This window comes from Streptomyces sp. NBC_01351, from assembly GCF_036237315.1.
GTDB lineage: Bacteria > Actinomycetota > Actinomycetes > Streptomycetales > Streptomycetaceae > Streptomyces.
The window spans coordinates 6,073,812-6,096,832 of sequence record NZ_CP108356.1; the positions used below are offsets into that span (position 1 = coordinate 6,073,812).

Sequence of the window (23,021 nt, forward strand, 5' to 3'; positions counted from 1 at the left end):
GGCGAGAGCCCCGTCCAGTGTCTGGACGGGGCTCTTTGCCGTCTCCCGGGCTGGATAGGCTGAAGCCCTTCCTATTCGCGTGGACCATCAGGAGCGGACCATGAACGTTGTGACCCCGGCAGGCGGCGACAGCGTGGCGGCCCTCACCTGGCCGGGTGTTCTCGACGCCCTGCTGACCGGCCGTGACCTGAGTGCCGACGACACCGCCTGGGCCATGGACCGGATCATGCGGGGGGAGGCCACCGACGCCCAGATCGCCGGCTTCGCGGTCGCGCTGCGGGCCAAGGGCGAGACGGTCGCGGAGATCAACGGCCTCGTACGGGCGATGTACGGGCACGCCAACCTGATCGAGGTACCGGGGCGGACGGTGGACATCGTCGGCACGGGCGGCGACGGGGCCAAAACGGTGAACATCTCCACGATGTCGGCGCTCGTGGTGGCCGGTACGGGCGCCAAGGTGGTCAAGCACGGCAACCGGGCCGCGTCCTCGGCGAGCGGCTCCTCGGACGTGCTGGAGAAGCTCGGCGTCAACCTCAACCTCACCCCGGAGCGGGTCGTGGAGGTCGCCGAGGAGGCCGGCATCACCTTCTGCTTCGCGGTGAAGTTCCACCCGGCGCTGCGGCACGTGGCGGCGGCCCGCAAGGAGCTGGGCATCCGGACCACCTTCAACTTCCTCGGCCCGCTCACCAACCCGGCCCGGGTACGCGCCCAGGCCACCGGTGTCGCCGATGCCCGGGTGGCCCCGATCGTGGCGGGCGTGCTCGCCGAGCGTGGCTCGTCCGCGCTGGTCTTCCGCGGTGACGACGGCCTCGACGAGCTGACGACGACCGCCACCTCCCGCGTGTGGTGGGTGCGCGACGGGAAGGTCTCTGAGCAGAGCTTCGACCCGCGCGACGTGGGCATCCAGCTGGTCGACGTGTCCGCCCTGGCCGGCGGGGACCCCTCGTTCAACGCGGACGTGGCCCGCCGCCTGCTGGCGGGGGAGACGGGCCCGGTCCGCGACGCGGTCCTGCTGAACTCGGCGGCGGCCCTCGTCGCCCTGGACCCGGGTACGGGCACGCTGGAGGAGCAGCTCGCGGCCGGCATCACCCGTGCGGCGGAGTCGATCGACTCGGGTTCCGCGCAGGCCGCGCTGGAGCGGTGGGTGGCGGCCAGCAACGCCTGATTCCGCCTGGTTCCACCTGATCGTTTTGAGCCAAGACCCCGGTCCAGCATGCGGACCGGGGTCTTGCGCCATGAGGATCATGTGGCAGGATGCTGACCAGGTCACGAGTGACAGCGTTTAGGCCCCGGCTTGCTGTCCGGCAACCCTCCTTCCGTGGCGGGGTGCCCCGGGTGATGACCAGGTCGTAGGCAGCAAGGCCTACGGCAAGCGCGGATCCCTCGATACCAGGGGTCCTGGTCTATTCGAGGAGCGTTTTCCGTGAGCAAGCGAATGCGATAGGGCGACTCCGCCCCTTCTTCAACCCTCGGATCAGGGTCACTTCCGCGTACCCGCGTCGTGCCCGCCCCTCCTTCCTCTCCGAGGTCTTTCCCGTACCCCCGCTCGGCGGCATCGACCGCCGTAGCTCTGCCGCGTACGGGCACACCGAAGCCATTCCGCCCTGCCTGCCGGGAGATACCGCCATGTCCGCATCCCTGAACACTGTCGCCGCTGCCACCGCCACCGCCGTGGACCCCGCCTGTGCCGAGCCGCTCGCGGTCCTCGGCCGGGACGTCACCGTCCCGCTCGTCACCGGCGGCGAGGTCACCTACGCGGCCCTCGACTACGCGGCCAGCGCCCCCGCGCTCCAGCGGGTCTGGGACGACGTGGCCGCGTACGCCCCCTACTACGGCAGCGTGCACCGCGGGGCCGGCTACCTCTCGCAGCTCTCCACCGACCTCTTCGAGCAGAGCCGGGTCACGGTCGCCGAGTTCCTCGACTGCCGCCCCTCCGACCAGGTGGTCTTCACCCGCTCCACCACCGACTCCCTGAACCTGCTCGCCGCCGTGCTCCCCGCCGACTGCCAGGTCTTCGTCTTCGAGACCGAGCACCACGCCTCGCTCCTGCCGTGGACGAACGCACGGGTCACCTACCTCAACGCCCCCCGCACCCCGGACGAGGCCGTCGCCACCCTGGAGCGCGCGCTCGCCGACCGTGACCCGTACGGCCCGGCGCTGGTCTGCGTCACCGGCGCGTCGAACGTCACCGGTGAGCTGTGGCCGGTGAAGGAGCTCGCCGCCGCCGCGCACGCCCACGGCGCACGGATCGTCCTGGACGCCGCCCAACTGGCCCCCCACCACCCTGTCTCCGTACGGGAGTTGGACGTGGACTGGGTCGCCTTCTCCGGCCACAAGCTGTACGCCCCCTTCGGCTCGGGCGTGCTCGCCGGCCGCGCGGACTGGCTCCAGGAGGCCGACCCGTACCTGGCGGGCGGCGGCGCCTCCCGCAAGGTGGCCCGGCGCGAGGACGGCGGCGTGGACGTCGAGTGGCACACCACGGCCGCCCGCCACGAGGCCGGCTCCCCGAACGTCATCGGCGTCTACTCGATCGCCTCCGCCTGCCGCGCCCTTCGGGAAGCCAGCTTTGAGAACCTCGTAGCCCGCGAGAACCACCTCATCGCCAAGGTCCGGAGCGGCCTGGCCGAGGTCCCCGCGGTCCGCGTCCTCTCCCTCTTCGGCGACGAGGCCCCCCGCGTAGGCGTCATCTCCTTCGTCGTAGACGGCTGGAACAGCTCCCACTTCGCCGCCGCCCTCTCCGCGGAATACGGCATCGGCGTCCGCGACGGCCTCTTCTGCGCCCACCCGCTGGTCCGCACCCTGCTGGGCAGCGAGCCGCAGGCCCAGGGCGAATGCGGAGCCCCGGAGGCGGCCCCCGGGGAGCGCTCCCTCAACGCCATCCGCGTCAGCTTCGGCGCGGGCACCCCCGACGAGCACGTGGATCGCTTCGTCGGCGCGGTCAAGGAGCTCGTCTCGGACGGCGCGAAGTGGCAGTACCGCACGGAAGAGGGCCGCTGCGTCCCGGCCGTCTGACAGGCTGCGCGCATGACGTCGTACTGGGATCCGATACCTACCGTCCGGGCGATGGTGGGCGAGCCCCATCCGCTGTGGCGTGGAGACCGGGTGGGGAGCGACTGGTCCCGCCCCGCGCCGGACGGGTGGGAGCAGCGGGACTGGCGCAACGTGCCGGGGCCGTTCTACACGGCGAACACGGACAACTGCCTCACCGGCCGGCAGTGCGCACCCGACCACGTCATGTACGAGGACGAGTACTGCAGTGAGTTCGTCTACCGCCAGCCCCGGACCGCCGCCGAGGTCCACGCCCTGACCTGTGCCGCCGACTGCGAGCCTTTCAGGGCATACGGAGGCGACGGCGATGCCCACTGGACTCCGGAGCTGGTCCGCGACTGGTGGCGTGACCGAGTCCGGGTGCGGGAGTGGGCCGTGACCCTGGACCGGAAGTGGTCGGTGTCGGAGAGGGAGTACGAGCGCGAGGCCGCCTCCGGTGCCCGTGACTACGTCGCGCACATCGACCACGGCTTGGCGGACTACCTGCGCGGGTACGCCTTCTGGCTCGCGGAGGGCCGCCCGGCCGGGCCGGGGGAGACCCTGCCGGAGCTGGGCGCATGACGTACTGGGACCCGGTTCCGACCGTGCGCGGCGCCGTCGGCAAGCCGCTGCCCCAGTGGGGTCCCGGAGCGGCCGCCGTGCGCCACGACTGGTCGGGGCCGGCGCCCTGGGGGCGGGAGAATCGGGACTGGCGAAGCGTCCCGGGCCCGTTCTACGCCTCGGAGACCGACACGTGCTGGACGGGGCGGACCTGCGCGCCCGCCAACGTGCTGTACGACGACGACGGCTACGGACAGGAGTTCGTCTTCCGTCAGCCGCGCAACCCGTACGAGGTGTACGACCTGATCTGCGCGGGGGAGTGCGAGGTCCTCGCCGGGTACGGCGGTGATGGCGACCTGCACTGGACCCCGGAGCTGGTCCGCGACTGGTGGCGGGAGCGGGGCCGGGTGCGGGAGTGGGCCGCGGCCCTGGGCCGCACGTGGTCGCTCTCCGAACGGGAGGACAGGCGGGACGCGGCGGCCGGCGCCCGCGCGTACGTCGCCCACATCGACGGCCTGCTGGCGGAGTACCTGCGCGGTTACGTCTTCCGGCTCGCGGAGGGCCGCCCGGCCGGGCCGGGGGAGACCCTGCCGAGCCTCTGACCCGGCGGGGCTGAGGGTGCCCGCTGGGTCGGGGTCGGCCTGTTGGGGCGGTGCCCCGCCGGAGTGTCTCCTCGTCCTCGCGCACTGAGGCACCGCTGCGAGAGGTGAGGGTGGTTGCGCGCTCGTCCTGCGGGGACACTCCGCCGTGTCCCCACCCCAACGCACGCTCCCGGCCCAGCGGGCGGGGGCACAAGGGCACCCCTGCAGCACCGCGCGCTCCCGTTCCGCGGGGCGGAGTTTCGGCCGACGGGGGAGCGGGGGCGCTCCGGGGCGTCCCCGCAGGACGAGCGCGCAACCACCCTCCACTTTGAAAGGTGCCTCGGTGCGCGAGGACGAGGAGACGGCCCGGAGGGACCCCGCGGACCGGCCCGACGGCCAAGAACTCCGCCCCGGGGGGCAAACCCAGCCCCGCCGGCGTTTGAGGCGCACCGAAGCCAGGGCCGCATGGACGAGAGGCAGGGAGCGGAGCCCGGCCGGACCGGCCACCGCGCCGGAGGCGTCAGGCGTTACGCGTCCAGGCCGATGGCGAAGGCCGCTTCCAGGTCGTGCTGCGAGTACGTGCGGAACGCCACGTGCGTGTCCGTGGCCTCGACGCCCGGGATCTTGCTGATGCGGCCCGGGATGATGTCCGCCAGGTTCTCGTGGCGGGCCACGCGGACCAGTGCGATCAGGTCGTACGTACCGGTGACGGAGTAGACCTCGCTGACGCTGTCCAGCGCGGCGATGGACTCGGCGATCTCGGGGATGCGGTCCACGCTGGTCTTGATGAGCACGATCGCGGTGATCACGGTTGGCTGTCTCCCTCGGTGGCCGTCGCTGGTCGACCCACTCTAGTCGTACGCCGATACCGGGCCCACGCATAGAGGAAGCCGAGGGAGAAGCCCACCAGGTGGGCCAGGTACGCGACTCCGGGCCCGCTGTCCGCGCGGTGCGCGGCCACCCCCTGAAGGGCGAACCAGAAGAGGAGGACGATCCACGCCGGGAAGCGCAGCGGCAGGAAGAAGAGGAACGGGAACAGGCTCGTCACCCGGGCGCTCGGCAGCAGGCACAGGAAGGCGCCCAGGACCGCCGAGATCGCGCCCGACGCGCCGACCAGGGTCTGGTCCGAGGAGGCGTTGGCCGCCGCGTACGCCGCCAGCGCCAGGTAGCCCGTACAGAGGTAGAAGACGAGGAAGGCCGGGCGGCCCATCCGTTCCTCCGCCATCGCGCCGAAGACGTAGAGGAAGAGCATGTTCCCGAGCAGGTGCAGCCAGCTGCCGTGGACGAAGAGCGCGGTCAGCGGCGTCAGCCAGGCGCGCGGGCTGTTCGTGAAGAGTTCGTCCGGGACCACGCCCCAGCGCCGGAAGTACGCCGTCCCCGCGGTCAGGAGCTCGTCGCCCGTGCCGTAGGCCGGGTTCAGCCCGGAGGCCGGGCCGAGGACGAACACCAGAGCGCATCCCGCGATCAGCCCATGGGTGACCACCGGTCCCCGGGCAGCCTCGCGAACGGCCCGCCACCTTACGATCATGTGACAGAGCATGACGCAACCAGACCCACCTGGAGCGGTGGCAGGCCGTAGGGTTACGAGCTGCGGTCCGACGAGACCAGCGCGGACGGCTTTAATTGAATGAGCTACGAAGGAGAGAGCGGCCTGATGACGGTTCCCCTGCCTACCGACACGACCCGGTGGCGCTGCACCCTGTGCGGCAACCTCACGCGCTTCGACGTCACCCGTTCGTCGAAGGTCGTGGAGTACGTCCACCTGGACCTCGCCGGGGAGCCCAAGGTCGAGGAGCGCGAGGTGGTCAATGAGACCATCGAGTCGGTCCGCTGCCGCTGGTGCAACGCGGTGGACCAGATCGAGCTCGTGGACAGGCCGGGCGCGGACTCCTGACGGAGCCCCGCCCACAGGTAGATCACGGTAGGGGTGACGGATTGTGGAGCCAGCAAGCGGCGCTGAGCCGGCCGACGCGGCCGGCGACGCCGCCGAGGTGCTCGACCGCCCGCTGCCGGAAGGCGTGCGGCGCCGGGTCGTCGCGCTCGTCTCGGACGCCTTCGGCGGACTGACGGTCGCGGACCTGCCGGCGCAGCTGCGCCAGTACGCCCGTTTCACCCCGACGCGGCGGGCCAAGTTCGCCGGCAACGCCATGGCCGCGGCCGTCGAGACCGACGGCGTGTTCCGCAGCCGGGTCGCCGAGAAGCTGCGCGAGGCGCAGGCCGACCTGGCCGCGGCGCTGGAGTCCGGCGCGCCGCCCGCCGCCGCGGATCCGCTGGACGTGGCGGCCGCCGCGTACGTGCTGCGGCCGGTCGGCTGGGTCAAGCTGGTCGCCGCCGCCGGCGAGGAGGCGCAGCGCGCCGACGCCGAGCGGGTGGGCGAGGAGACCCGGCGCGAGCTGGACCGGCTCCGCGAGGAGCTGGCCCACGTACGGGACCTGCAGCGCACCGGGGGCGAGCAGGTGCGGGCCGAGCTGGAGGCCGCCCGCAAGGAAGCCGAATCGCTTCACCGCAAGCTGCGCAGCGCGCTCAGCGACGTCAAGCGCGGCGAGGCCGCCCTGCGCAAGGTGAACGCCGAGATCGACGGGATCCGCGGGGACGCGGCCGCCCGTGTGGCCACCGCCGAGAGCGAGAGCCGGCGGCTCAAGTCCCGCCTCGCGGAGGTGGAAACCGCGCTGGAGACCTCGCGCCGGGCCACCCGCGAGGGACGCAGCATCGAGGACATGCGGCTGCGGCTGCTGCTGGACACCGTGCTGGACGCGGCCCAGGGGCTGCGCCGCGAGCTGGCGCTGCCGCCGGTCAACACCCGCCCGGCGGACACCGTGGACGCGGTGGAGCCGGGCCGGATGACACCGAAGGACATCGCGGCGCGCGCCCTGTCGGAGACCGATCCGGCGCTGTTGGACCAGCTGTTGGCGCTGCCCCAGGCCCATCTGGTGGTCGACGGCTACAACGTGACGAAGACCGGCTATCCGACGATGCCGCTGGAGAAGCAGCGGCTGCGGCTGCTGGGCGGGCTGTCGATGCTCGCCGCGCAGACGGGCGCCGAGATGACGTGCGTCTTCGACGGGGCGGAGCTGGCGGCCCCGGTGCTGCTCGCGCCGCCGCGCGGGGTGCGGGTGCTGTTCTCCAAGGCCGGGGTGACGGCGGACGAGCTGATCCGCCAGCTGGTGCGCGCGGAGCCGCCCGGCCGTCCGGTGGTCGTGGTCTCCACGGACCGGGAGGTCGCCGACGGCGTGGCCAAGGCCGGGGCGCGACCGGTGACGTCCGCCTTGCTGCTGAAGCGGCTTTCGCGCGTTTCGTAACTCCTGGCCCGAATGCCGGAATTGGCAGGGGGTGTGGGGGACGTACGGTCAAGTGCCCTGCACGGAGCGTGCGCTGTAGGTAAAGAAGCTGGTCGGAGACCAAGTTTTTTCGCGACGGGATTTGAACTGATCACAGCGAGGTCACTAAGGTCTGTTCAAACCTTCGTGCGGTAGATCACTCATTCGGAGTGACAGGCGGAGGTGCTGCCGAGCCTGAGTACCTCGTTCTTCGGCGGCTCTAGGAAGAAGGAGCTCGCCTTCGTGGCGTCCCACCGTCGACCCAAGCAGCCGACCCGCGCTCGTGTGACCGTACTGACCGCCACAGCGGCCGCGGCCGTGGTGCTCTCCGCCCAGGGCGCCTCCGCCGCCCCGGCGAAGCCGAGCAAGGACGAGGTCAAGTCCCAGGTCGACAAGCTCTACGAAGAGGCGGAGCAGGCCACCGAGAAGTTCAACGGGGCCAAGGAGCGCCAGGAGAAGCTCGAAAAGGAGATCGGGCACCTCCAGGACCAGGTCGCGCGCGGCCAGGGCGACGTCAACGAACTGCGCAGCACGCTCGGTTCGATGGCCAGCGCCCAGTACCGCAGCGGCGGCATCGACCCCTCCCTCGCCCTCCTCCTCTCCGAGGACCCCGACAGCTACCTCGACAAGGCCTCCTCCCTGGAGCACCTGAGCGGCAAGCAGGTCGAGTCGGTCCAGCGGATCCAGGCCAAGCAGCGCACCCTCGCGCAGCAGCGCCAGGAGGCCGCGACCAAGCTCGCCGACCTGGACGCCACCCGCAAGGAGCTCGGCGAGAAGAAGAAGGTCTCGCAGGAGAAGCTCGCCGAGGCCCAGGCCCTGCTCAACACCCTGACCGCGCAGGAGCGCGCCGCGCTCAAGGACGAGGAGTCCCGCGCCAGCCGCGCCGACAGCAGCCGCGTCGACCTCGGCAACGTCAGCGCCTCCGGCCGCGCCGGCGCCGCGCTCAACGCCGCCAAGACCAAGCTCGGCAGCGCCTACATATCCGGCGCCGAGGGCCCCAGCGCCTTCGACTGCTCGGGTCTGACCCAGTGGGCGTACAAGCAGGCCGGCGTCAACATCAGCCGCACCACCTACACCCAGGCCAACGACGGCACGCGCATCAGCCGCAGCCAGCTCCAGCCCGGTGACCTGGTCTTCTTCTACAACGACCTGCACCACGTGGGCCTGTACGCGGGCAACAACATGACGCTGCACGCCTCCAACCCGCGCGGCGGCGTCAAGTACGAATCCGTGGACAACATGCCGTTCATGTTCGGCGTCCGCATCAGCTGAGCCTTCGGAGTCCCTGGCGCCTCTGGGGCCCCTCGGACCGCTGCAACCTCTCCCGTCACAGGACGCGCCGTACACCGCCCATCCGGGGGAATTACCAGCGCGCGCTCTGACCACACGCCCCGCCGGTGACCTGCGTCTCCGGTGGGGCGTCGCTGTGCGTGCCCTCCGGCGGTCGTTGGCCGGTGCCCGGTGGCGCGGCTACTGTCTGCCAGCGCGGAACCCGGCACACGGCCGCCCACGGAGGGCGGACCCGGGCCCCGCGCAGCGGAAGGGAGCGGTCTCACGTGGCGTCCCATCGCCGGACCGGGCCTAGCGCCCTTGACCGGAACACGAAGGTCACCGTCCTCACCGCCGCAGCGGCCGGCGCCGCCGTCGTCATGACGGGGGCACCCGCGGGCGCGGCGCCCGGTCTCCCGCACGACCCGGCCGCGGGCGCCCGCGCCCAGGTCGACAGGCTCTTCGAGGAGGCCGAGCAGGCCACCGAACGCTTCAACGAGGCCGGCGAGAAGGCCGACCGGCTGCGCGCCGAGATCAGCCGGGCCCAGGACGCGGTGGCCCGCGGCCAGGAACGCGTCAACACCATGCGCGGCGTCCTCGGCACCTTCGCCGGAGCCCAGTACCGGGCCGGAGGCATCGACCCCTCCCTCGCGCTGATGCTCGCCGAGGACCCCGACGCCTACCTCGAACAGGCCGCCGCCCTGGACCGGCTGACCGGGCGCCAGGCCCGCCACCTCGACGAACTCCGCGAGGAGCAGCGCCGGCTCGGCCAGGAGCGCCAAGTGGCCTCCCGCAAGCTCGCCGAACTCGAAGCCCTGCGCTCCGACGTGGCCACCCACAAGAGGTCCGTCACCGCGAAGCTCGCCGCCGCCCGGCGGCTCCTCAACGCCATGCCCACGGAGGAGCGGGCCGACTTCGAGCGGGCCTCGCGCTCCGGCGGCCGCCAGGACGCGCTGCCCGAACCGCCCGCCCTGGGGCCCTCCTCCGGCCGCGCAGCCGCCGCCGTGATGGCCGCCCGCTCGGCGGTCGGCCGCCCCTACGTATGGGGCTCCACCGGCCCCACCGGCTTCGACTGCTCCGGCCTGATGGTGTGGTCGTACCGGCAGGCGGGCGTGGCGCTGCCGCGGACCTCGCAGGCCCAGCGGCACGCCGGCCGACAGGTGCCGCTCTCGCAGGCCCGCCCCGGGGACCTGGTGACGTACCGCTCCGACGCCAGCCACGTCGGCATGTACGTCGGCAACGGCCAGGTGGTGCACGCCCCGTACCCGGGGGCGCGGGTGCGCTACGACCCGGTCGGGATGATGCCGGTGTCGTCGGTGACCCGCCCCTGATCCCGGGGAGCCCGCACGTACGATCGGCGGATGCCCCGCGCCCGCCCCCGTGTCCGCCCCCGCGCCCCGCGCGTCCTCCTGGGGCTCCTGCTGTGCGTGCTGCCGGCCGGGTGCGGTGCGCCCGCCGGCCCCGGGGACACCGCCGAGCGGGACGTCCGGCAGGCCGTCGCGGACTGGTCGCGGACGCCGCCCGAGCGGCTCGCCGGGATCCCGCTGGAGGGCTGGTCGTACGAGGTCGGCTCGGTCCGCCGGGAGGGCGACCGGGCGGCCACCGCCCGGGCCGAACTGCGCTACCGGCTCACCGGCTACGACACGGCTCCGGCAGGCTCGGCGCGGGAGCTCGCGCTGGCAGAGGAGGGCGGGCGCTGGCGGGTCACCGCCGACCGGCCCGCCCCAGGAGCCCTGCCGCAGCTGTGGGACCAGGGCGCGGTGACGGTGGCCCGGGGAGCGCACTCCCTGGTGCTGGGCGGCGAAGGACGGTCCCCCGAGGCCCTGGCCGGGATCGCCGCCGAAGCCGACCGGGCGGTGCCGGCCGCGAGCGCCGCTTGGCCGCGGCCGTGGGCGGGGCGGGTCGTGGTCCTCGTACCCGGATCCCTGGAGCGGATGGCCGAGCTGCTGGGCCGCCCGGCCGACGCCTACCGGGGGCTGGGGGCCGTCACCACCGGGCAGGTGGGCGGCGGCCCGGCCCCCGCGGACCGGGTGGTGGTCAACCCGGGCGCGTACCAGGAGCTGAGCGAGCAGGGCCGGCGGATCGTCCTGACCCACGAGGTCACGCACGTGGCCACCCGCGCCGCGACCACCGCCACCACCCCGCTGTGGCTCTCCGAGGGCTTCGCGGACTGGGCGGCGTACCGGGACGCCTCCACCACCCCCGCGCAGGGCGCCCCGGCGCTGGCGCGGGCCGTACGGCGGGGCGAGACACCGGGCGAGCTGCCCGCCACGGAGGCCTTCGCCTTCGGCGGAGACCCGGAGGTGGCGGCGCGGGCGTACGAGGGCGCGTGGCTGGCCTGCCGGCTGATCGCGGAGAAGTGGGGGGAGGCCGCACTGGTGCGGCTGTACGAGGCGGCCGGCCGGGAACCGCTGCCGAACGCGCTGGCCGGGGCCCTGGGAACGGACTTCGACGCGCTCACGCGGGCCTGGCAGGAGTCCCTGCGCGAGGAGCTGGGCTGAGCGGGTACTGTCGGCAGGCGATGCACAAGACGCTGATCGTGACCAACGACTTCCCGCCGCGACCGGGCGGCATCCAGGCCTTCCTCCACAACATGGCGCTACGGCTGGATCCCGACCGGGTCGTCGTCTACGCCTCCACGTGGAAGCACAGCGCGGAGGGCCGCGAGGCCACCGCCGCCTTCGACGCGGAGCAGCCGTTCCAGGTCGTGCGCGACCGGACGACGATGCTCCTGCCGACCCCGCGCGTGACGCGGCGGGCGGTGGGCCTGCTGCGCGAACACGGCTGCGAGTCCGTGTGGTTCGGGGCGGCAGCCCCGCTCGGGCTGATGGGCCCGGCGCTGCGGCGCGCGGGCGCGAAGCGGCTGGTCGCCACCACCCACGGGCACGAGGCGGGCTGGGCGCAGCTGCCGGCCGCGCGGCAGCTGCTGCGGCGGATCGGCGAGGGCACGGACACGCTGACCTACCTCGGGGAGTACACGCGCTCGCGGATCGCCTCGGCGGTGACGGAGCGGGCGGCGGCGCGGATGGTGCAACTCCCGCCGGGGGTGGACGAGAAGACCTTCCACCCGGAGTCGGGCGGCCCCGAGGTGCGGGCCCGGCTGGGCCTGACCGACCGGCCCGTGGTGGTCTGCGTCTCGCGGCTGGTGCCGCGCAAGGGGCAGGACACGCTGATCGAGGCCATGCCGAAGATCCTGGCGCAGGTGCCGGACGCGGTGCTGCTGATCGTGGGCGGCGGGCCGTACGAGGCCGACCTGCGGGCGCTTGCCGTCTCCACGGGCGTCTCCGAGTCCGTGGTCTTCACGGGAGCGGTCCCGTGGTCCGAACTCCCCGCGCACTACGGGGCGGGCGACGTCTTCGCGATGCCGTGCCGGACCCGGCGGGGCGGGCTGGACGTGGAGGGGCTCGGCATCGTCTACCTGGAGGCCTCGGCGACGGGCCTGCCGGTGGTCGCGGGAGACTCCGGCGGGGCACCGGACGCGGTGCTCGACGGCGAGACGGGCTGGGTCGTCCGCGGCGGATCCCCCGAGGACGCGGCGGACCGCATCGTCACCCTCCTCCAGGACCCGGCCCTGCGTGCCCGCATGGGTGCGGCGGGGCGGGCCTGGGTCGAGGAGAAGTGGCGCTGGGACCTCCTGGCGAACCGCCTGCGCGAGCTGCTGTAGCCCTGTAGTCCCGTAGCCCTGTGGCGCGTCCGGCTCCTGCGGCCGCGGGAGTTCGAGGGCGGGTCAGGCGTGGCTCCGGCCCGGTTCCCGATCGTGCCGGAGCGTGCGGTCGCGCCGGGGGAGCAGGAACGGGGTCGCCATGACGAGGAGCCCGGCGATCGCGATCGCGGTGCGGGGGCCGGTGACGCCGGCCAGCAGGCCCCACAGGGCGGTCAGCGCCGCGATGGTGGCCTTGCTGGTCACCGACCACGCGCACAGGGTGCGCGCGACCCGGTCGGCCGGGGTCCGGTCGAGGCGGTAGGCGGCGAACACCGGGTTGAACACTCCCATGCAGGTGATCATCCCGAATTCGACGACCATGACGAGCACGAGCCCGGCGGTGCCGGGGCCGATGAAGGCCAGTCCGAGGAGCCAGCACGCCCGCAGCGCCCCGGCGGTGCGCATGACCCGGTGCCGCCCGAACCGGTCGACGAGCCGCGGGGCCAGGCGCGAGCCGAGCAGGCCGCCGAGGCAGGGCACGGCGAAGGCCAGCCCGTACTGCCACGGTGCGAACTCGAGGGGGCCGAGCATGAGGACGGCGAGCAGCGGCGCGGTCGCCATGATCAGGCCGTTGACCAGGACCGTGTTGAAGAACAGGGGCCGCAGCGCGGCGTCGGCCAGGATGTACCGCCACCCGTCGAGCAGGTCGCCGGCGCGCAGCCGTGGCGGTGCTCCGGTGTGCGGGGGTCGCGGCTCCCGCCCGCCGATGGCGCGGATCCCCAGCGCCGAGAGCAGGTAGCTCACCGCGTTCGCCACCACGGTCATCACCGGGCCGAACAGCCCGATCGCGGCACCGCCGAGCGGGGGTCCGAGCACGGTGGCGGTCCAGGTCGTGGACTCGAACCGGCCGTTCGCGACGACCAGGTCCGCCGGTTTCACCAGCGACTTCAAGCACGCGCCGGCGGCCGCCGCGAAGGCGATGTCGGCCGCCCCGACGACGACCGACACGACCAGGAGCTGGGCGAAGCCGAGCAGGCCGAGCGCGAACGCCGCGGGGACGCTCATCAACGCCGCGAACCGGACCAGGTCCATCGCGATCATCACCGGCCGCTTGCGGCTGAACTCCACCCACGGGCCGAGCGGCACCGCCAGCACCGCGCCGACCGCCAGCCCCGCGGCGGCCAGCAGCGACACCTCGGTCGGCCCGGCGTGCAGAACGAGGATCGCGATCAAGGGGAAGGCGTCGAACGCGAGCCACGTGCCGAGCGTGCTGACCGCGTACGCCGCCCAGAGCCACCTGAACCGCCGCCCCAGCGACCGCCTGGCCCCCATGATTCAGCACCCCTTCGCCCACTCGCCCGATCGACCGGACGACGACGGGTGAGACCGAAGCGAGCAGCATACGCACACCGCGCGGAGGGCCCGGCCCGCCATCGACGGGCAGGCGTGGCCCATGAGCAACGCCCCGCTGTAACCGCCCCGACCCCGACGCCACATCTGACTGTTACTCAGATCTCTGGCGGCACCGCCTATGGGGGGACGGCCGGATTCCGCCCATGATGCGGCCATGACACCATACCTGACGCGCCGTCACCTGCTGGGGATCGGCGCCCTCCAGACCGCCGCCGCCCTCGGCTTCACCCGGATCGGGCTGCAGTCCGCCGCGGCCGCGGAGCCCGCCGCCGCTCAGTACGCGCCCGCCATCGTCGTCGGCTCCGGCTACGGATCGGCGGTCGCCGCGCTGCGCCTCGGCCAGGCCGGCGTGCGTACCGTCGTCCTCGAAATGGGGCGGCTCTGGGACACCCCCGGACCCGACGGCAAGGTCTTCCCCTCCACCTCCGCGCCCGACCACCGCTCCATGTGGTTCCGCAACCGCACCGAGGCCCCGCTCGCCCAGTTCCTCTGGCTCGACGTGGTCAACCGCAACATCAGCCCGTACCCCGGCGTCCTCGACCGCGTGAACTACGGCGACATGTCCGTGTACGTGGGCCGAGGCGTGGGCGGCGGGTCGCTCGTCAACGGGGGCATGGCGCCGACTCCGAGGAGGGCGTACTTCTCCGAGGTGCTGCCCCAGGTCGACGCCGACGAGATGTACGGGACCTACTTCCCCCGCGCCCGCGCCATGCTCGGCGTCAACGACATCGACCCCGCGTGGTTCGAGTCCACGGAGTGGTACCGCTTCGCACGGATCTCCCGCAAGCACGCCCACAACACCGGCCTGAAGACCGTCTTCGTCCCCAACGTCTACGACTTCGAGTACATGAAGCGCGAGGCGGCCGGCACCGCCACCAAGTCGGCCCTGGCCGGAGAGGTCATCTACGGCAACAACCACGGCAAGAAGAGCGTCGACAAGACCTACCTCGCCGCCGCCCTCGGCACCGGCAACGTCACCATCGAGACCCTGCAGCGCGTCGTCGGCGTACGGCCGGACGCCGCCGGGGGGTACGTGCTGACCGTCCAGACCAGCGACCTCACGGGCAGGGTCACCCAGGTCCGCGAACTCGGCTGCAAGCAGCTCTTCCTCGGGGCCGGCAGCCTCGGCACCACCGAGATCCTGCTGCGCGCCCGCGAAACCGGCACGCTGCCCGCGCTCAGCGACAAGGTCGGGCTCGGCTGGGGCCACAACGGCAACGTCATGACGGCCCGCGCCAACCACCTCTGGGACACCGTCGGCGCCAACCAGGCCACCATGCCCGCCCTGGGCATCGACGACTGGGACAACGCCTCGAACCCGGTCTTCGCCGAGATCGCCCCGCTCCCCATGGGGCTGGAGCACTGGATCTCGATGTACCTGGCCATCACCAAGAACCCGGAGCGCGGCCACTTCACGTACGACTCGGCCACCGACTCGGCCCGCCTCAACTGGCGCCGGGAGCAGAGCACGCCCTCGGTCAACGCGGCGAAGCGCCTCTTCGACCGCATCAACCTGAGGAACTTCACGATGTACCGCTACGACCTCTTCGGCGACAACAAGGCCTTCGCCGACAACTTCACCTACCACCCGCTCGGCGGCTGTGTCCTCGGAGCGGCCACCGACGCGTACGGGCGGGCGAAGGGCTACCAGGGGCTGTACGTGGTCGACAGCTCCCTGATCCCCGGGTCGCTCGGCGTGAACCCGTTCGTGACCGTCACCGCTCTCGCCGAGCGGAACATGGCCCGGATCCTCGCCGACCCCCGCTGATAGCGGCCTCCGGCCGCGGGCCCAGGTAACAAGGCCCGGGGCTAGCCCCGGTACAGCGCCTCGATCTCGTCCGCGTAGTCCTTCGCCACCACGTTGCGCTTCAGCTTCAGCGAAGGCGTGATGTGACCCGACTCCTCCGTGAACTGGGAGGGCAGAATGCGGAATTTCCGCACCGATTCCGCCTTGGATACCGCCGCGTTGCCGTCGTCGATGGCCTTCTGGACGGCGGCGATCAGCTCCGCGTCCTCGCGCAGCTCCGCCGCCGTCACCCCGGCCGGCTTGCCGTTCTCCGCAGCCCACCGGCCGAGGAACTCCTCGTCGATGGTGACCAGCGCGGCCACGAACGGCCGGGCGTCGCCCACCACCATGCACTCCGCGACCAGCGCGTGCGCCCGGATCCGGTCCTCGATCACGGCCGGCGCGACGTTCTTGCCGCCCGCCGTGACGATGAGTTCCTTCTTGCGGCCGGTGATCGCGAGGTAGCCGTCCTCGTCGAGGGTGCCGACGTCGCCGGTGTGGAACCAGCCGTCGGTCAGCGCCTCGGCGGTCGCCGTCTCGTTCTTCCAGTACTCCTTGAAGATGTGCTCGCCGTGCAGCAGCACCTCTCCGTCGTCCGCGATGCGCACGACCGAGCCCGGGAGCGGCTGGCCGACCGTACCGATCTTCGTCTTGTCCCACGGGTTGAAGGCCGTGGCCGCGCAGGACTCGGTCAGGCCGTAGCCCTCCAGCACCGTGAAGCCGATGCCGCGGAAGAAGTGCCCGAGGCGCTCGCCCAGCGGGGCACCGCCCGAGATCGCGTACTCGCCGCGCCCGCCGAGGACCGTGTGCAGCTTGCTGTAGACCAGCTTCGTGAACAGCTTGTGCTTGAGCTTCAGCCCGAAGGACGGGCCGCCCGGGGCGTCCAGCGCACGGCTGTAAGCGATCGCCGTCTCGGCCGCCGCGTCGAAGATCTTGCCCTTGCCGTCGGCCTGGGCCTTGGCGCGCGCCGAGTTGTAGACCTTCTCGAAGACGCGCGGCACGCCGAGGATCAGCGTGGGCTTGAAGGACTGCAGCTCGTCGGTCAGGTTCTTGATGTCCGGTACGCAGCCCAGCCGGATCGGCGCCAGCACGGCCGCGACCTCCACCAGGCGCCCGAAGACGTGCGCGGCCGGCAGGAAGAGCAGCACCGAGCACTCGCCGGTGCGGAAGAGCGGGCTGAGCCGCTCCACCACGTTGCCGCACTCGGCGAAGAAGCTGCGGTGGGTCAGCACGCAGCCCTTGGGGCGGCCGGTGGTGCCCGAGGTGTAGACGATGGTGGCCGGGTCGTCGGCGACCGCGACGTTGCTGCGCTCCTCGACCTCGGCGTCGGTGATCGCGGCGCCCGCGGCCTTGAGCGTCTCGACGGCGCCCTGCTCGATCTCCCAGACCTCGCGCAGCTCCGGCAGCCGGTCCCGCAGCGAGGCCACGGACGCGCTGTGCCCGGGGCTCTCCACGACCACGGCCACGGCGCCCGAGTCGCCGAGGATCCACTGGACCTGCTCGGGGGAGCTGGTCTCGTAGACGGGGACGGTGACGCCGCCCGCGGTCCAGATCGCGAAGTCGATCAGCACCCACTCGTAGCGGGTGCGGGAGATGAGGGCCACCCGGTCGCCGGGGCGGATGCCCGCCGCGATCAGACCCTTGGCGGTGGCCCGGACCTCGGCCAGGAACTCGACCGCGGTCACGTCCTGCCACCGGCCGTCGACCTTGCGGCTCATGACGGCGGTGTCGGGATGCTGCGCGGCATTGCGGCGGATGAGATCCGTCAGGTTCCCGTCCGACGGGACCTCGTACAGGGCCGGAAGGCTGAACTCGCGCAAGACTGCTGCTCCTCTGGGCGCCATCGCCACCATGTGGACCGACCGGACGTTACCCACCGGTAGTGGGTTCCCGATAGAGGGAACCGGCCAGATGTTCCGTGCGTCACACGACACGGCCCTCACGAGCCGACAGTAGTCGACTCCGTTTGAGACTCGGAAGTAACCGCAGGTCCGGAGGGCTGCCCCCGCCCCTCTACCCGCGGTTACCCCGCGCCCCTAGGGTGGCCGCATGGGTGGCAGCATGCGTGGCAGGAAAAGCCGCACACGGATCCACGTCGTCAGCGACGTCCACGGCAACGCCGAGGCCCTCGCCAGGGCCGGGGAGGGCGCCGACGCCCTGATCTGCCTCGGCGACCTCATTCTCTTCCTCGACTACGCCGACCACTCGCGCGGCATCTTCCCCGACCTCTTCGGCGTCGAGAACGCCGACCGGATCGTCGAACTGCGCACCGCCCGGCGATTCGACGAGGCGCAGGATCTCGGCCGCCGGCTGTGGGCCGGGCTGGACCGGGAACGACTGATCGAAGGTGCGGTGCGCCGCCAGTACGCGGAGATGTTCGCGGCCTTCCCCAACCCCACGTACGCCACCTACGGCAATGTCGACGTGCCGACACTGTGGGCCGAGTACGCCGACCACCGCCCCGGCATCACCGTCCTCGACGGGCAGCGGACCGAGATCGGCGGCCGTGTCTTCGGCTTCGTCGGCGGCGGACTGCCCTCGCCGATGCGCACCCCGTACGAGGTGGACGTCGAGGAGTACGCGGCCAAGGTGGAGGCGCTCGGCGAGGTCGACGTACTGTGCTCGCACATCCCGCCGGAGGTGCCGGAGCTCTGCTACGACACGGTGGCACGGCGCTTCGAACGCGGCAGCGAGGCACTGCTCGCCGCGATCCGGCGGACCCGGCCCCGGTACGCCCTCTTCGGGCACGTGCACCAGCCGCTGGCGCGGCGGATGCGGATCGGGAGCACCGAGTGCGTGAACGTGGGGCACTTCGCCGCCACCGGAAGGCCATGGGCCCTGGAGTGGTGACCACCGCACGCACGGTAGCCTTCGAGCGGCGGCCCGAGGCCGCACACTTCCTCGAACACTCTCCCCCAGCTAACGCTGGGAGGCACCCTCACGGAGGAGCCACCGCGATGGCGGAACACACCAGCTCAAGCATCACGATCGACGCCTCCCCGGCCGACGTGATGGCCGTGATCTCCGACTTCGCCCGCTACCCCGAGTGGACCGGCGAGGTGAAGGAGGCCGAGGTACTGGCGTCCGACACCGAGGGCCGCGCGACGCAGGTGCGGCTGCTGCTCGACGCGGGCGCGATCAAGGACGACCACGTGCTCGGCTACACCTGGTCCGGCGCGAACGAAGTCGGCTGGACCCTCGTCAAGTCCCAGATGCTGCGGCAGCTGGACGGCTCGTACCGGCTGGCGCCGGTGGACGGCGGCAAGCGCACGGAGGTCACCTACCAGCTGACGGTGGACGTCAAGATCCCGATGCTGGGCATGATCAAGCGCAAGGCGGAGAAGGTCATCATCGACCGGGCGCTGGCGGGGCTGAAGAAGCGCGTCGAAGCCGTCTGACCCCGTAGGGGCTGCCCGGACCGCTTGCGGGTGCGACGAGGCTCCGCCCCAGGCCGGCCGCCCCAGACCCTGCGCCTCAATCGCCGGCGGGGCTGGAAATGCCCTTCGGGCAATCCAGCCCGCCTGGGCGCAAGGGTGCGCCGCACGCACTTACAGGCCGACGCCGGCGAAATCCAGCCCCTCCGGCGTTTGAGGAGCGGGGCCTGGGGCGGAGCCCCGGATCTTTGAGCCGCGCCGGCGATTGAGGCGCGGGTTCGGGCGGAGCCCGGGAAGCCCCGCGCGCAGCGGCCAGAACACCACCGAGTCGGAGCGACATGCACACCCTGCTGATCACCGGCCCCGGCGGCGCCGGGCGGAGCACCGCGGCCGCGGCCACCGCACTCGCCGCGGCACGCGAAGGCCGCCGGGTGCTGCTGCTCACCGACGACCCCCACGCCCAGGAGGGCGACCGGCTGCGCGTGGCCCGGGTCGACTCCGGCCGGGAGTTCCGGGACGAGCTCGTCGCACTGCAGGCGCGCGGATCCGCGCTGCTCGGGATGGTCGGGGCCCGGCCCCTCACCGCCGAGGAGCTCACCGAGCTGCCCGGCGCCGAGGAGTTCGCCCTGCTCCGCGCCATCCGCAGGGCCGCCGCCGCGCCCGGCACCGACCTCGTCGTCGTCGACCTGCCCCCGCTCCACCAGGCCGTCGCCACCCTCGCCCTCCCCGCCCAGCTGCGCCGCTACCTCGCCCGGCTGCTCCCCTCCGAGCGCCAGGCCGCCCGCGCGCTGCGTCCCGTACTGGCCCAGCTGGCCGGAGTGCCCATGCCCGCGCAGTGGCTCTACGAGGCCGCCGCACGCTGGGACGAGGAGCTCGCCGCCGTGCAGGCCGTCGTCGAGGCCGACACCACCGAGATACGGCTCGTCGCCGAGCCGGGACCGGCCGCCGACGACGCGCTACGGCTCGGCCGGCTCGGGCTCGCCCTCCAGCAGCTGCCCGTCTCCGCGGTCGTCGCCAACCGCCTCCTCCCGCAGGGCTCTGCCGACCCCTGGCTCGCCGGCCTCGCCGCCCAGCAGGAGAAGTACGCCGCCGAGTGGGCCGCCGAGCTCCCCGTGATCCCCCTCGCCCACCTCGGCCGGGACCCGCGCGGCCCGCAGGACCTGGCCCTCCTCGCGGAAGCGGACGGGCTCCTGCCCGAGCCGCCCGCACCCCGCCCCGGCTGGGCCGTCGAGGACCGCCGTGCCGAGGACGGGGTGCTCGTCTGGGCGGTGCCGCTGCCCGGCGCCCGCAAGAGCGAGCTCGACCTGGTCCGCCGCGGCGACGAGCTGCTCCTCACCGCCGGCCCCCACCGCAGGATCGTTCCGCTGCCCTCCGTCCTGCGCCGCTGCTCCGTCTCCGGCGCCGCCCTCGCCGACGGCGTGCTCCGCATCCGCTTCACCCCGGACCCGGGCCTGTGGCCCCGTACGAACTGAACCTCGTACCGCCATTCGGGTACGGTCGAAGGTAGCCAGCACAGCCGTCCCGCAGCCGCCGCAGGAGAGTCCGCCATGAGCGAGGCCACCGACCGCCCCACCGACGACGACGCCTGGGCCAAGGCCTGCGCCGAGGACCTCGCCGCCGAGAAGGAGCGCCTGCGCGGACAGGGACAGGCGGGCGCCGGGTCCACCGGGACCGCCGCCGAGGAGCTGTTCAAGCTCTTCGAAGCCGTCGCCGACAAGGTCTCCGCGCTGAACAACCCGCTCTTCGGCGCCGCGGCACAGGGCGCGGTACGCCAGTTCGTCGACCAGGCCAGGACCGCGGCCAAGCCCGTCATCGAGCGCAACCCCGAGGTCTTCGACCACCTCGCGGCCGCCGGCTCCGAGCTGCTCGCCGCCTACCGCTCCGCCGTCGAGGGCCACGAGCGCCGCTGGACGCGCGACGAGCCCCCGGCCCCCCGCACGGCACCCCAGGACCGCGACCCCCGCGACGAGGGCCCCGACGCGGGCCCCGGCGAGCGGATCGATCTCGACTGAACCCGCCGGGCTCCCCCTCCACCCTCGGGTACCGTTGGCCGTGGCGGGGTTTGACCGGAAACCGAGGGACTAATGGGACTCACCATCGGCGTCGACATCGGCGGCACGAAGATCGCGGCCGGCGTGGTCGACGAAGAGGGCACCATCCTTGAGACGTACAAGGTGCCCACCCCGCCGACCGCGGACGGAGTGACGGAAGCGATCTGCGCCGCCGTCTCCGAGGTCAGCAGCAACCACACCATCGACGCCGTCGGCATCGGCGCCGCCGGATACGTGGACGACAAGCGGGCCACCGTGCTCTTCGCGCCGAACATCAACTGGCGCCACGAGCCGCTCAAGGACAAGGTCGAGCAGCGCATCGGTCTGCCCGTGGTCGTCGAGAACGACGCGAACTGCGCGGCCTGGGGCGAGTACCGCTTCGGCGCCGGTCAGGGCCACGAGGACGTCATCTGCATCACGCTCGGCACCGGCCTGGGCGGCGGCATCATCATCGGCAACAAGCTGCGGCGCGGACGCTTCGGCGTCGCCGCCGAGTTCGGGCACATCCGGGTCGTCCCGGACGGCCTGCTGTGCGGCTGCGGCAGCCAGGGCTGCTGGGAGCAGTACGCCTCCGGGCGCGCGCTCGTCCGCTACGCGAAGCAGCGCGCCAACGCCACCCCCGAGAACGCGACGATCCTCCTCGCGCTCGGCGACGGCACCATCGAGGGCATCGAGGGCAAGCACATCAGCGCGGCCGCCCGCCAGGGCGACCTGGTGGCGATCGAATCCTTCCACGAGCTGGCCCGCTGGGCCGGAGCCGGGCTTGCCGACCTGGCCTCCCTCTTCGACCCGTCGGCGTTCATCGTCGGCGGCGGGGTCTCCGACGAGGGCGACCTCGTCCTCGACCCGATCCGCAAGTCCTTCAAGCGCTGGCTGGTCGGCGGCTCCTGGCGTCCGCACGCGCAGGTGCTGGCCGCGCAGCTCGGCGGCAGGGCCGGGCTCGTCGGCGCGGCGGACCTGGCGCGCCAGGGCTGACGTACGCCACCCGCATTTCCTTCCGGACCGCCCGCCGCGCCCCTTGGGGGAGCGGCGGGCGGCCGCATATCTTGCGGACATGGACCAGTTGCTGCCCTCGCTGCCGAAGTCCCGTACGGAGCCCGACGGTTCTGCCGTGATCCGGGTCCTCAGCTACAACATCCGCTCGCTGCGCGACGACGAGGACGCCCTCGCCAGGGTCATCCGGGCGTGCGAGCCCGACCTGGTCTTCGTCCAGGAGGCGCCGCTGTTCTTCCGGTGGCGCAAGCATGCGGCGCGGCTCGCCGCGAAATCCGAACTCGTGGTGCTGAGCGGCGGCGCGACCGCGGCCGGGCCGCTGCTGCTGTGCTCGCTACGGGCCTTCGTGGAGCGCACGGAGGACGTCCTGCTGCCGCTGACGCCCGGCCTGCACCGGCGGGGCCTCGCCACGGCCGTGGTCCGCTTCGCGGGGGCCCGGGTGGGGGTCGTCAGCACCCACCTGTCGCTGGACAAGGCCGAACGCGGGGCGCAGGCGGAACTCCTCCTGGACCGGGTCGCCTCGATGGACGTGCCGTACGCCATCGCGGCCGGTGACGTGAACGAAACCCCGGGGGGCCCGGCCTTCAGCAGGCTCTCCGAGACCTTCCAGGACTGCTGGGAGACGTCCCCCTGGGGCGGGGAACTGACCTTTCCGGCGCCGGCGCCGGACCGCCGCATCGACGCGGTGTTCGCTTCGCGGGGGGTGGAGGTGCTGGCCTGCGGTGTCCCTGCGGGGCTGCCGGGGATCTCCTCCGGGGACCTCGTCTCGGCCACGGACCATCTCCCGGTCCTGGCCGCCCTCCGCCTCCCCGCTGCGCGGTAGCCCGGCCGAGGCCCCGCCGCCTCAATCGCCGGCGGGGCTGAAAGTGCCGCTGCGCGGCCCCTGGGCTCCGCCCAGACCCGCGCCTCAAACGCCGGCGAGGCTGGATTTGGCCGGCGTTTGAGGAGTGGGGGTCCGTCCCCCCGGACGAAGTCTGGGGGAGGGTCTGGGGCGGAGCCCCAGGTC

Annotated in this window: 21 protein-coding genes and 1 riboswitch; of the genes, 17 read left to right on the top strand and 4 right to left on the bottom strand. The window is 72.8% G+C overall.

Annotated features, from left to right (window positions below; all coding sequences use genetic code 11):
- Positions 1-100 precede the first annotated feature (100 nt).
- From trpD to OG625_RS27990, 4 genes are all read left to right on the top strand, one after another.
- Positions 101-1,165, top strand: a complete 1,065-nt coding sequence (trpD, locus tag OG625_RS27975) for an anthranilate phosphoribosyltransferase (protein ID WP_329386505.1) — start codon at positions 101-103, stop codon at positions 1,163-1,165.
- Between the two features lie 99 nt (positions 1,166-1,264).
- A riboswitch (SAM riboswitch) is annotated at positions 1,265-1,381 on the top strand.
- A gap of 245 nt (positions 1,382-1,626) precedes the next feature.
- A complete protein-coding gene (locus OG625_RS27980; protein WP_329386507.1) occupies positions 1,627-3,012 on the top strand; it encodes an aminotransferase class V-fold PLP-dependent enzyme in 1,386 nt (461 codons plus the stop codon).
- A 51-nt stretch (positions 3,013-3,063) separates the two neighbouring features.
- Positions 3,064-3,609, top strand: a complete 546-nt coding sequence (locus OG625_RS27985; RefSeq protein ID WP_329386509.1) for a hypothetical protein — start codon at positions 3,064-3,066, stop codon at positions 3,607-3,609.
- Positions 3,606-4,190: a ferredoxin gene (locus OG625_RS27990; protein WP_329386511.1), complete on the top strand. Its 585-nt coding sequence runs from the start codon at positions 3,606-3,608 to the stop codon at positions 4,188-4,190. The genes OG625_RS27985 and OG625_RS27990 overlap by 4 nt, the downstream gene beginning before the upstream one ends.
- Before the next feature lie 506 nt (positions 4,191-4,696).
- Here the strand turns inward: OG625_RS27990 and OG625_RS27995 are convergent.
- Together OG625_RS27995 and OG625_RS28000 are read right to left on the bottom strand one after the other, a co-directional pair.
- Positions 4,697-4,978 (bottom strand): Lrp/AsnC family transcriptional regulator, encoded by a 282-nt coding sequence (locus tag OG625_RS27995; RefSeq protein WP_008738815.1) that lies wholly within the window; start codon positions 4,976-4,978, stop codon positions 4,697-4,699.
- Positions 4,975-5,697 (bottom strand): rhomboid family intramembrane serine protease, encoded by a 723-nt coding sequence (locus OG625_RS28000; protein ID WP_329386514.1) that lies wholly within the window; start codon positions 5,695-5,697, stop codon positions 4,975-4,977. Before OG625_RS28000 ends, OG625_RS27995 begins: the two co-directional genes overlap by 4 nt.
- A 126-nt stretch (positions 5,698-5,823) precedes the next feature.
- Between OG625_RS28000 and OG625_RS28005 the strand changes: the two genes are divergently transcribed.
- The 6 genes from OG625_RS28005 (at position 5,824) to OG625_RS28030 (ending at position 12,419) form a co-directional block, all read left to right on the top strand.
- Complete coding sequence (locus OG625_RS28005) at positions 5,824-6,063, top strand: hypothetical protein (protein ID WP_008738811.1); 240 nt, start codon at positions 5,824-5,826, stop codon at positions 6,061-6,063.
- A 40-nt stretch (positions 6,064-6,103) separates the two neighbouring features.
- Complete coding sequence (locus OG625_RS28010) at positions 6,104-7,468, top strand: NYN domain-containing protein (RefSeq protein ID WP_329391011.1); 1,365 nt, start codon at positions 6,104-6,106, stop codon at positions 7,466-7,468.
- A gap of 261 nt (positions 7,469-7,729) precedes the next feature.
- On the top strand, positions 7,730-8,758 hold the full coding sequence (locus OG625_RS28015; RefSeq protein WP_329386516.1) for a C40 family peptidase: 1,029 nt from the start codon (positions 7,730-7,732) through the stop codon (positions 8,756-8,758).
- A gap of 284 nt (positions 8,759-9,042) precedes the next feature.
- Positions 9,043-10,086, top strand: a complete 1,044-nt coding sequence (locus tag OG625_RS28020) for a C40 family peptidase (RefSeq protein ID WP_329386518.1) — start codon at positions 9,043-9,045, stop codon at positions 10,084-10,086.
- A 30-nt stretch (positions 10,087-10,116) separates the two neighbouring features.
- Positions 10,117-11,256, top strand: coding sequence for a hypothetical protein (locus tag OG625_RS28025; RefSeq protein ID WP_329386520.1), 1,140 nt, complete (start codon positions 10,117-10,119; stop codon positions 11,254-11,256).
- Between the two features lie 20 nt (positions 11,257-11,276).
- Entirely contained in the window at positions 11,277-12,419 is a 1,143-nt protein-coding gene (locus OG625_RS28030) for a glycosyltransferase family 4 protein (RefSeq protein WP_329386522.1), read from the top strand.
- Between the two features lie 63 nt (positions 12,420-12,482).
- Here OG625_RS28030 and OG625_RS28035 read toward each other — a convergent pair whose 3' ends face one another.
- Positions 12,483-13,730, bottom strand: coding sequence for an MFS transporter (locus OG625_RS28035; protein WP_329386524.1), 1,248 nt, complete (start codon positions 13,728-13,730; stop codon positions 12,483-12,485).
- Between the two features lie 235 nt (positions 13,731-13,965).
- Here OG625_RS28035 and OG625_RS28040 point away from each other — a divergent pair, with 235 nt between their 5' ends.
- A complete protein-coding gene (locus tag OG625_RS28040) occupies positions 13,966-15,579 on the top strand; it encodes a GMC oxidoreductase (protein WP_329386526.1) in 1,614 nt (537 codons plus the stop codon).
- 41 nt (positions 15,580-15,620) lie between these two features.
- Here the strand turns inward: OG625_RS28040 and OG625_RS28045 are convergent, their stop codons facing one another.
- The gene (locus OG625_RS28045; protein WP_329386528.1) at positions 15,621-17,417 is read right to left on the bottom strand and encodes an AMP-dependent synthetase/ligase; all 1,797 of its coding nucleotides are present in this window, start codon (positions 17,415-17,417) and stop codon (positions 15,621-15,623) included.
- Between the two features lie 229 nt (positions 17,418-17,646).
- On the opposite strand from OG625_RS28045, the gene OG625_RS28050 reads away from it, so the two are divergent.
- The 6 genes from OG625_RS28050 to OG625_RS28075 all read left to right on the top strand — a co-directional run bounded on the left by OG625_RS28050 (position 17,647) and on the right by OG625_RS28075 (position 22,838).
- Positions 17,647-18,447 carry a metallophosphoesterase family protein gene (locus tag OG625_RS28050; protein WP_329386531.1) on the top strand — a complete coding sequence of 267 codons (801 nt, stop codon included), beginning with the start codon at positions 17,647-17,649 and terminating at the stop codon, positions 18,445-18,447.
- Positions 18,448-18,554: 107 nt separating this feature from the next.
- A complete protein-coding gene (locus OG625_RS28055; RefSeq protein ID WP_329386533.1) occupies positions 18,555-18,995 on the top strand; it encodes an SRPBCC family protein in 441 nt (146 codons plus the stop codon).
- 314 nt (positions 18,996-19,309) lie between these two features.
- Complete coding sequence (locus tag OG625_RS28060; RefSeq protein WP_329386535.1) at positions 19,310-20,443, top strand: ArsA family ATPase; 1,134 nt, start codon at positions 19,310-19,312, stop codon at positions 20,441-20,443.
- Positions 20,444-20,518: 75 nt separating this feature from the next.
- Positions 20,519-20,983: a DUF5304 domain-containing protein gene (locus tag OG625_RS28065; RefSeq protein ID WP_329386537.1), complete on the top strand. Its 465-nt coding sequence runs from the start codon at positions 20,519-20,521 to the stop codon at positions 20,981-20,983.
- Positions 20,984-21,055: 72 nt separating this feature from the next.
- Positions 21,056-21,997, top strand: a complete 942-nt coding sequence (locus OG625_RS28070; protein WP_329386539.1) for an ROK family glucokinase — start codon at positions 21,056-21,058, stop codon at positions 21,995-21,997.
- Between the two features lie 79 nt (positions 21,998-22,076).
- On the top strand, positions 22,077-22,838 hold the full coding sequence (locus OG625_RS28075) for an endonuclease/exonuclease/phosphatase family protein (protein WP_329386541.1): 762 nt from the start codon (positions 22,077-22,079) through the stop codon (positions 22,836-22,838).
- The last annotated feature ends 183 nt before the right edge of the window (positions 22,839-23,021 follow it).

Coding starts and splice junctions, on each gene's coding strand:
- OG625_RS28070 (WP_329386539.1), top strand. CDS start 21,056: ATGGGACTCACCATCGGCGTCGACATCGGCGGCACGAAGATCGCGGCC.
- OG625_RS28000 (WP_329386514.1), bottom strand. CDS start 5,697: ATGATCGTAAGGTGGCGGGCCGTTCGCGAGGCTGCCCGGGGACCGGTG.
- OG625_RS28005 (WP_008738811.1), top strand. CDS start 5,824: ATGACGGTTCCCCTGCCTACCGACACGACCCGGTGGCGCTGCACCCTG.
- trpD (WP_329386505.1), top strand. CDS start 101: ATGAACGTTGTGACCCCGGCAGGCGGCGACAGCGTGGCGGCCCTCACC.
- OG625_RS27990 (WP_329386511.1), top strand. CDS start 3,606: ATGACGTACTGGGACCCGGTTCCGACCGTGCGCGGCGCCGTCGGCAAG.
- OG625_RS28075 (WP_329386541.1), top strand. CDS start 22,077: ATGGACCAGTTGCTGCCCTCGCTGCCGAAGTCCCGTACGGAGCCCGAC.
- OG625_RS28060 (WP_329386535.1), top strand. CDS start 19,310: ATGCACACCCTGCTGATCACCGGCCCCGGCGGCGCCGGGCGGAGCACC.
- OG625_RS27985 (WP_329386509.1), top strand. CDS start 3,064: ATGGTGGGCGAGCCCCATCCGCTGTGGCGTGGAGACCGGGTGGGGAGC.
- OG625_RS28055 (WP_329386533.1), top strand. CDS start 18,555: ATGGCGGAACACACCAGCTCAAGCATCACGATCGACGCCTCCCCGGCC.
- OG625_RS28030 (WP_329386522.1), top strand. CDS start 11,277: ATGCACAAGACGCTGATCGTGACCAACGACTTCCCGCCGCGACCGGGC.
- OG625_RS28025 (WP_329386520.1), top strand. CDS start 10,117: ATGCCCCGCGCCCGCCCCCGTGTCCGCCCCCGCGCCCCGCGCGTCCTC.
- OG625_RS28050 (WP_329386531.1), top strand. CDS start 17,647: ATGGGTGGCAGCATGCGTGGCAGGAAAAGCCGCACACGGATCCACGTC.
- OG625_RS27980 (WP_329386507.1), top strand. CDS start 1,627: ATGTCCGCATCCCTGAACACTGTCGCCGCTGCCACCGCCACCGCCGTG.
- OG625_RS28040 (WP_329386526.1), top strand. CDS start 13,966: ATGACACCATACCTGACGCGCCGTCACCTGCTGGGGATCGGCGCCCTC.
- OG625_RS28065 (WP_329386537.1), top strand. CDS start 20,519: ATGAGCGAGGCCACCGACCGCCCCACCGACGACGACGCCTGGGCCAAG.
- OG625_RS28035 (WP_329386524.1), bottom strand. CDS start 13,730: ATGGGGGCCAGGCGGTCGCTGGGGCGGCGGTTCAGGTGGCTCTGGGCG.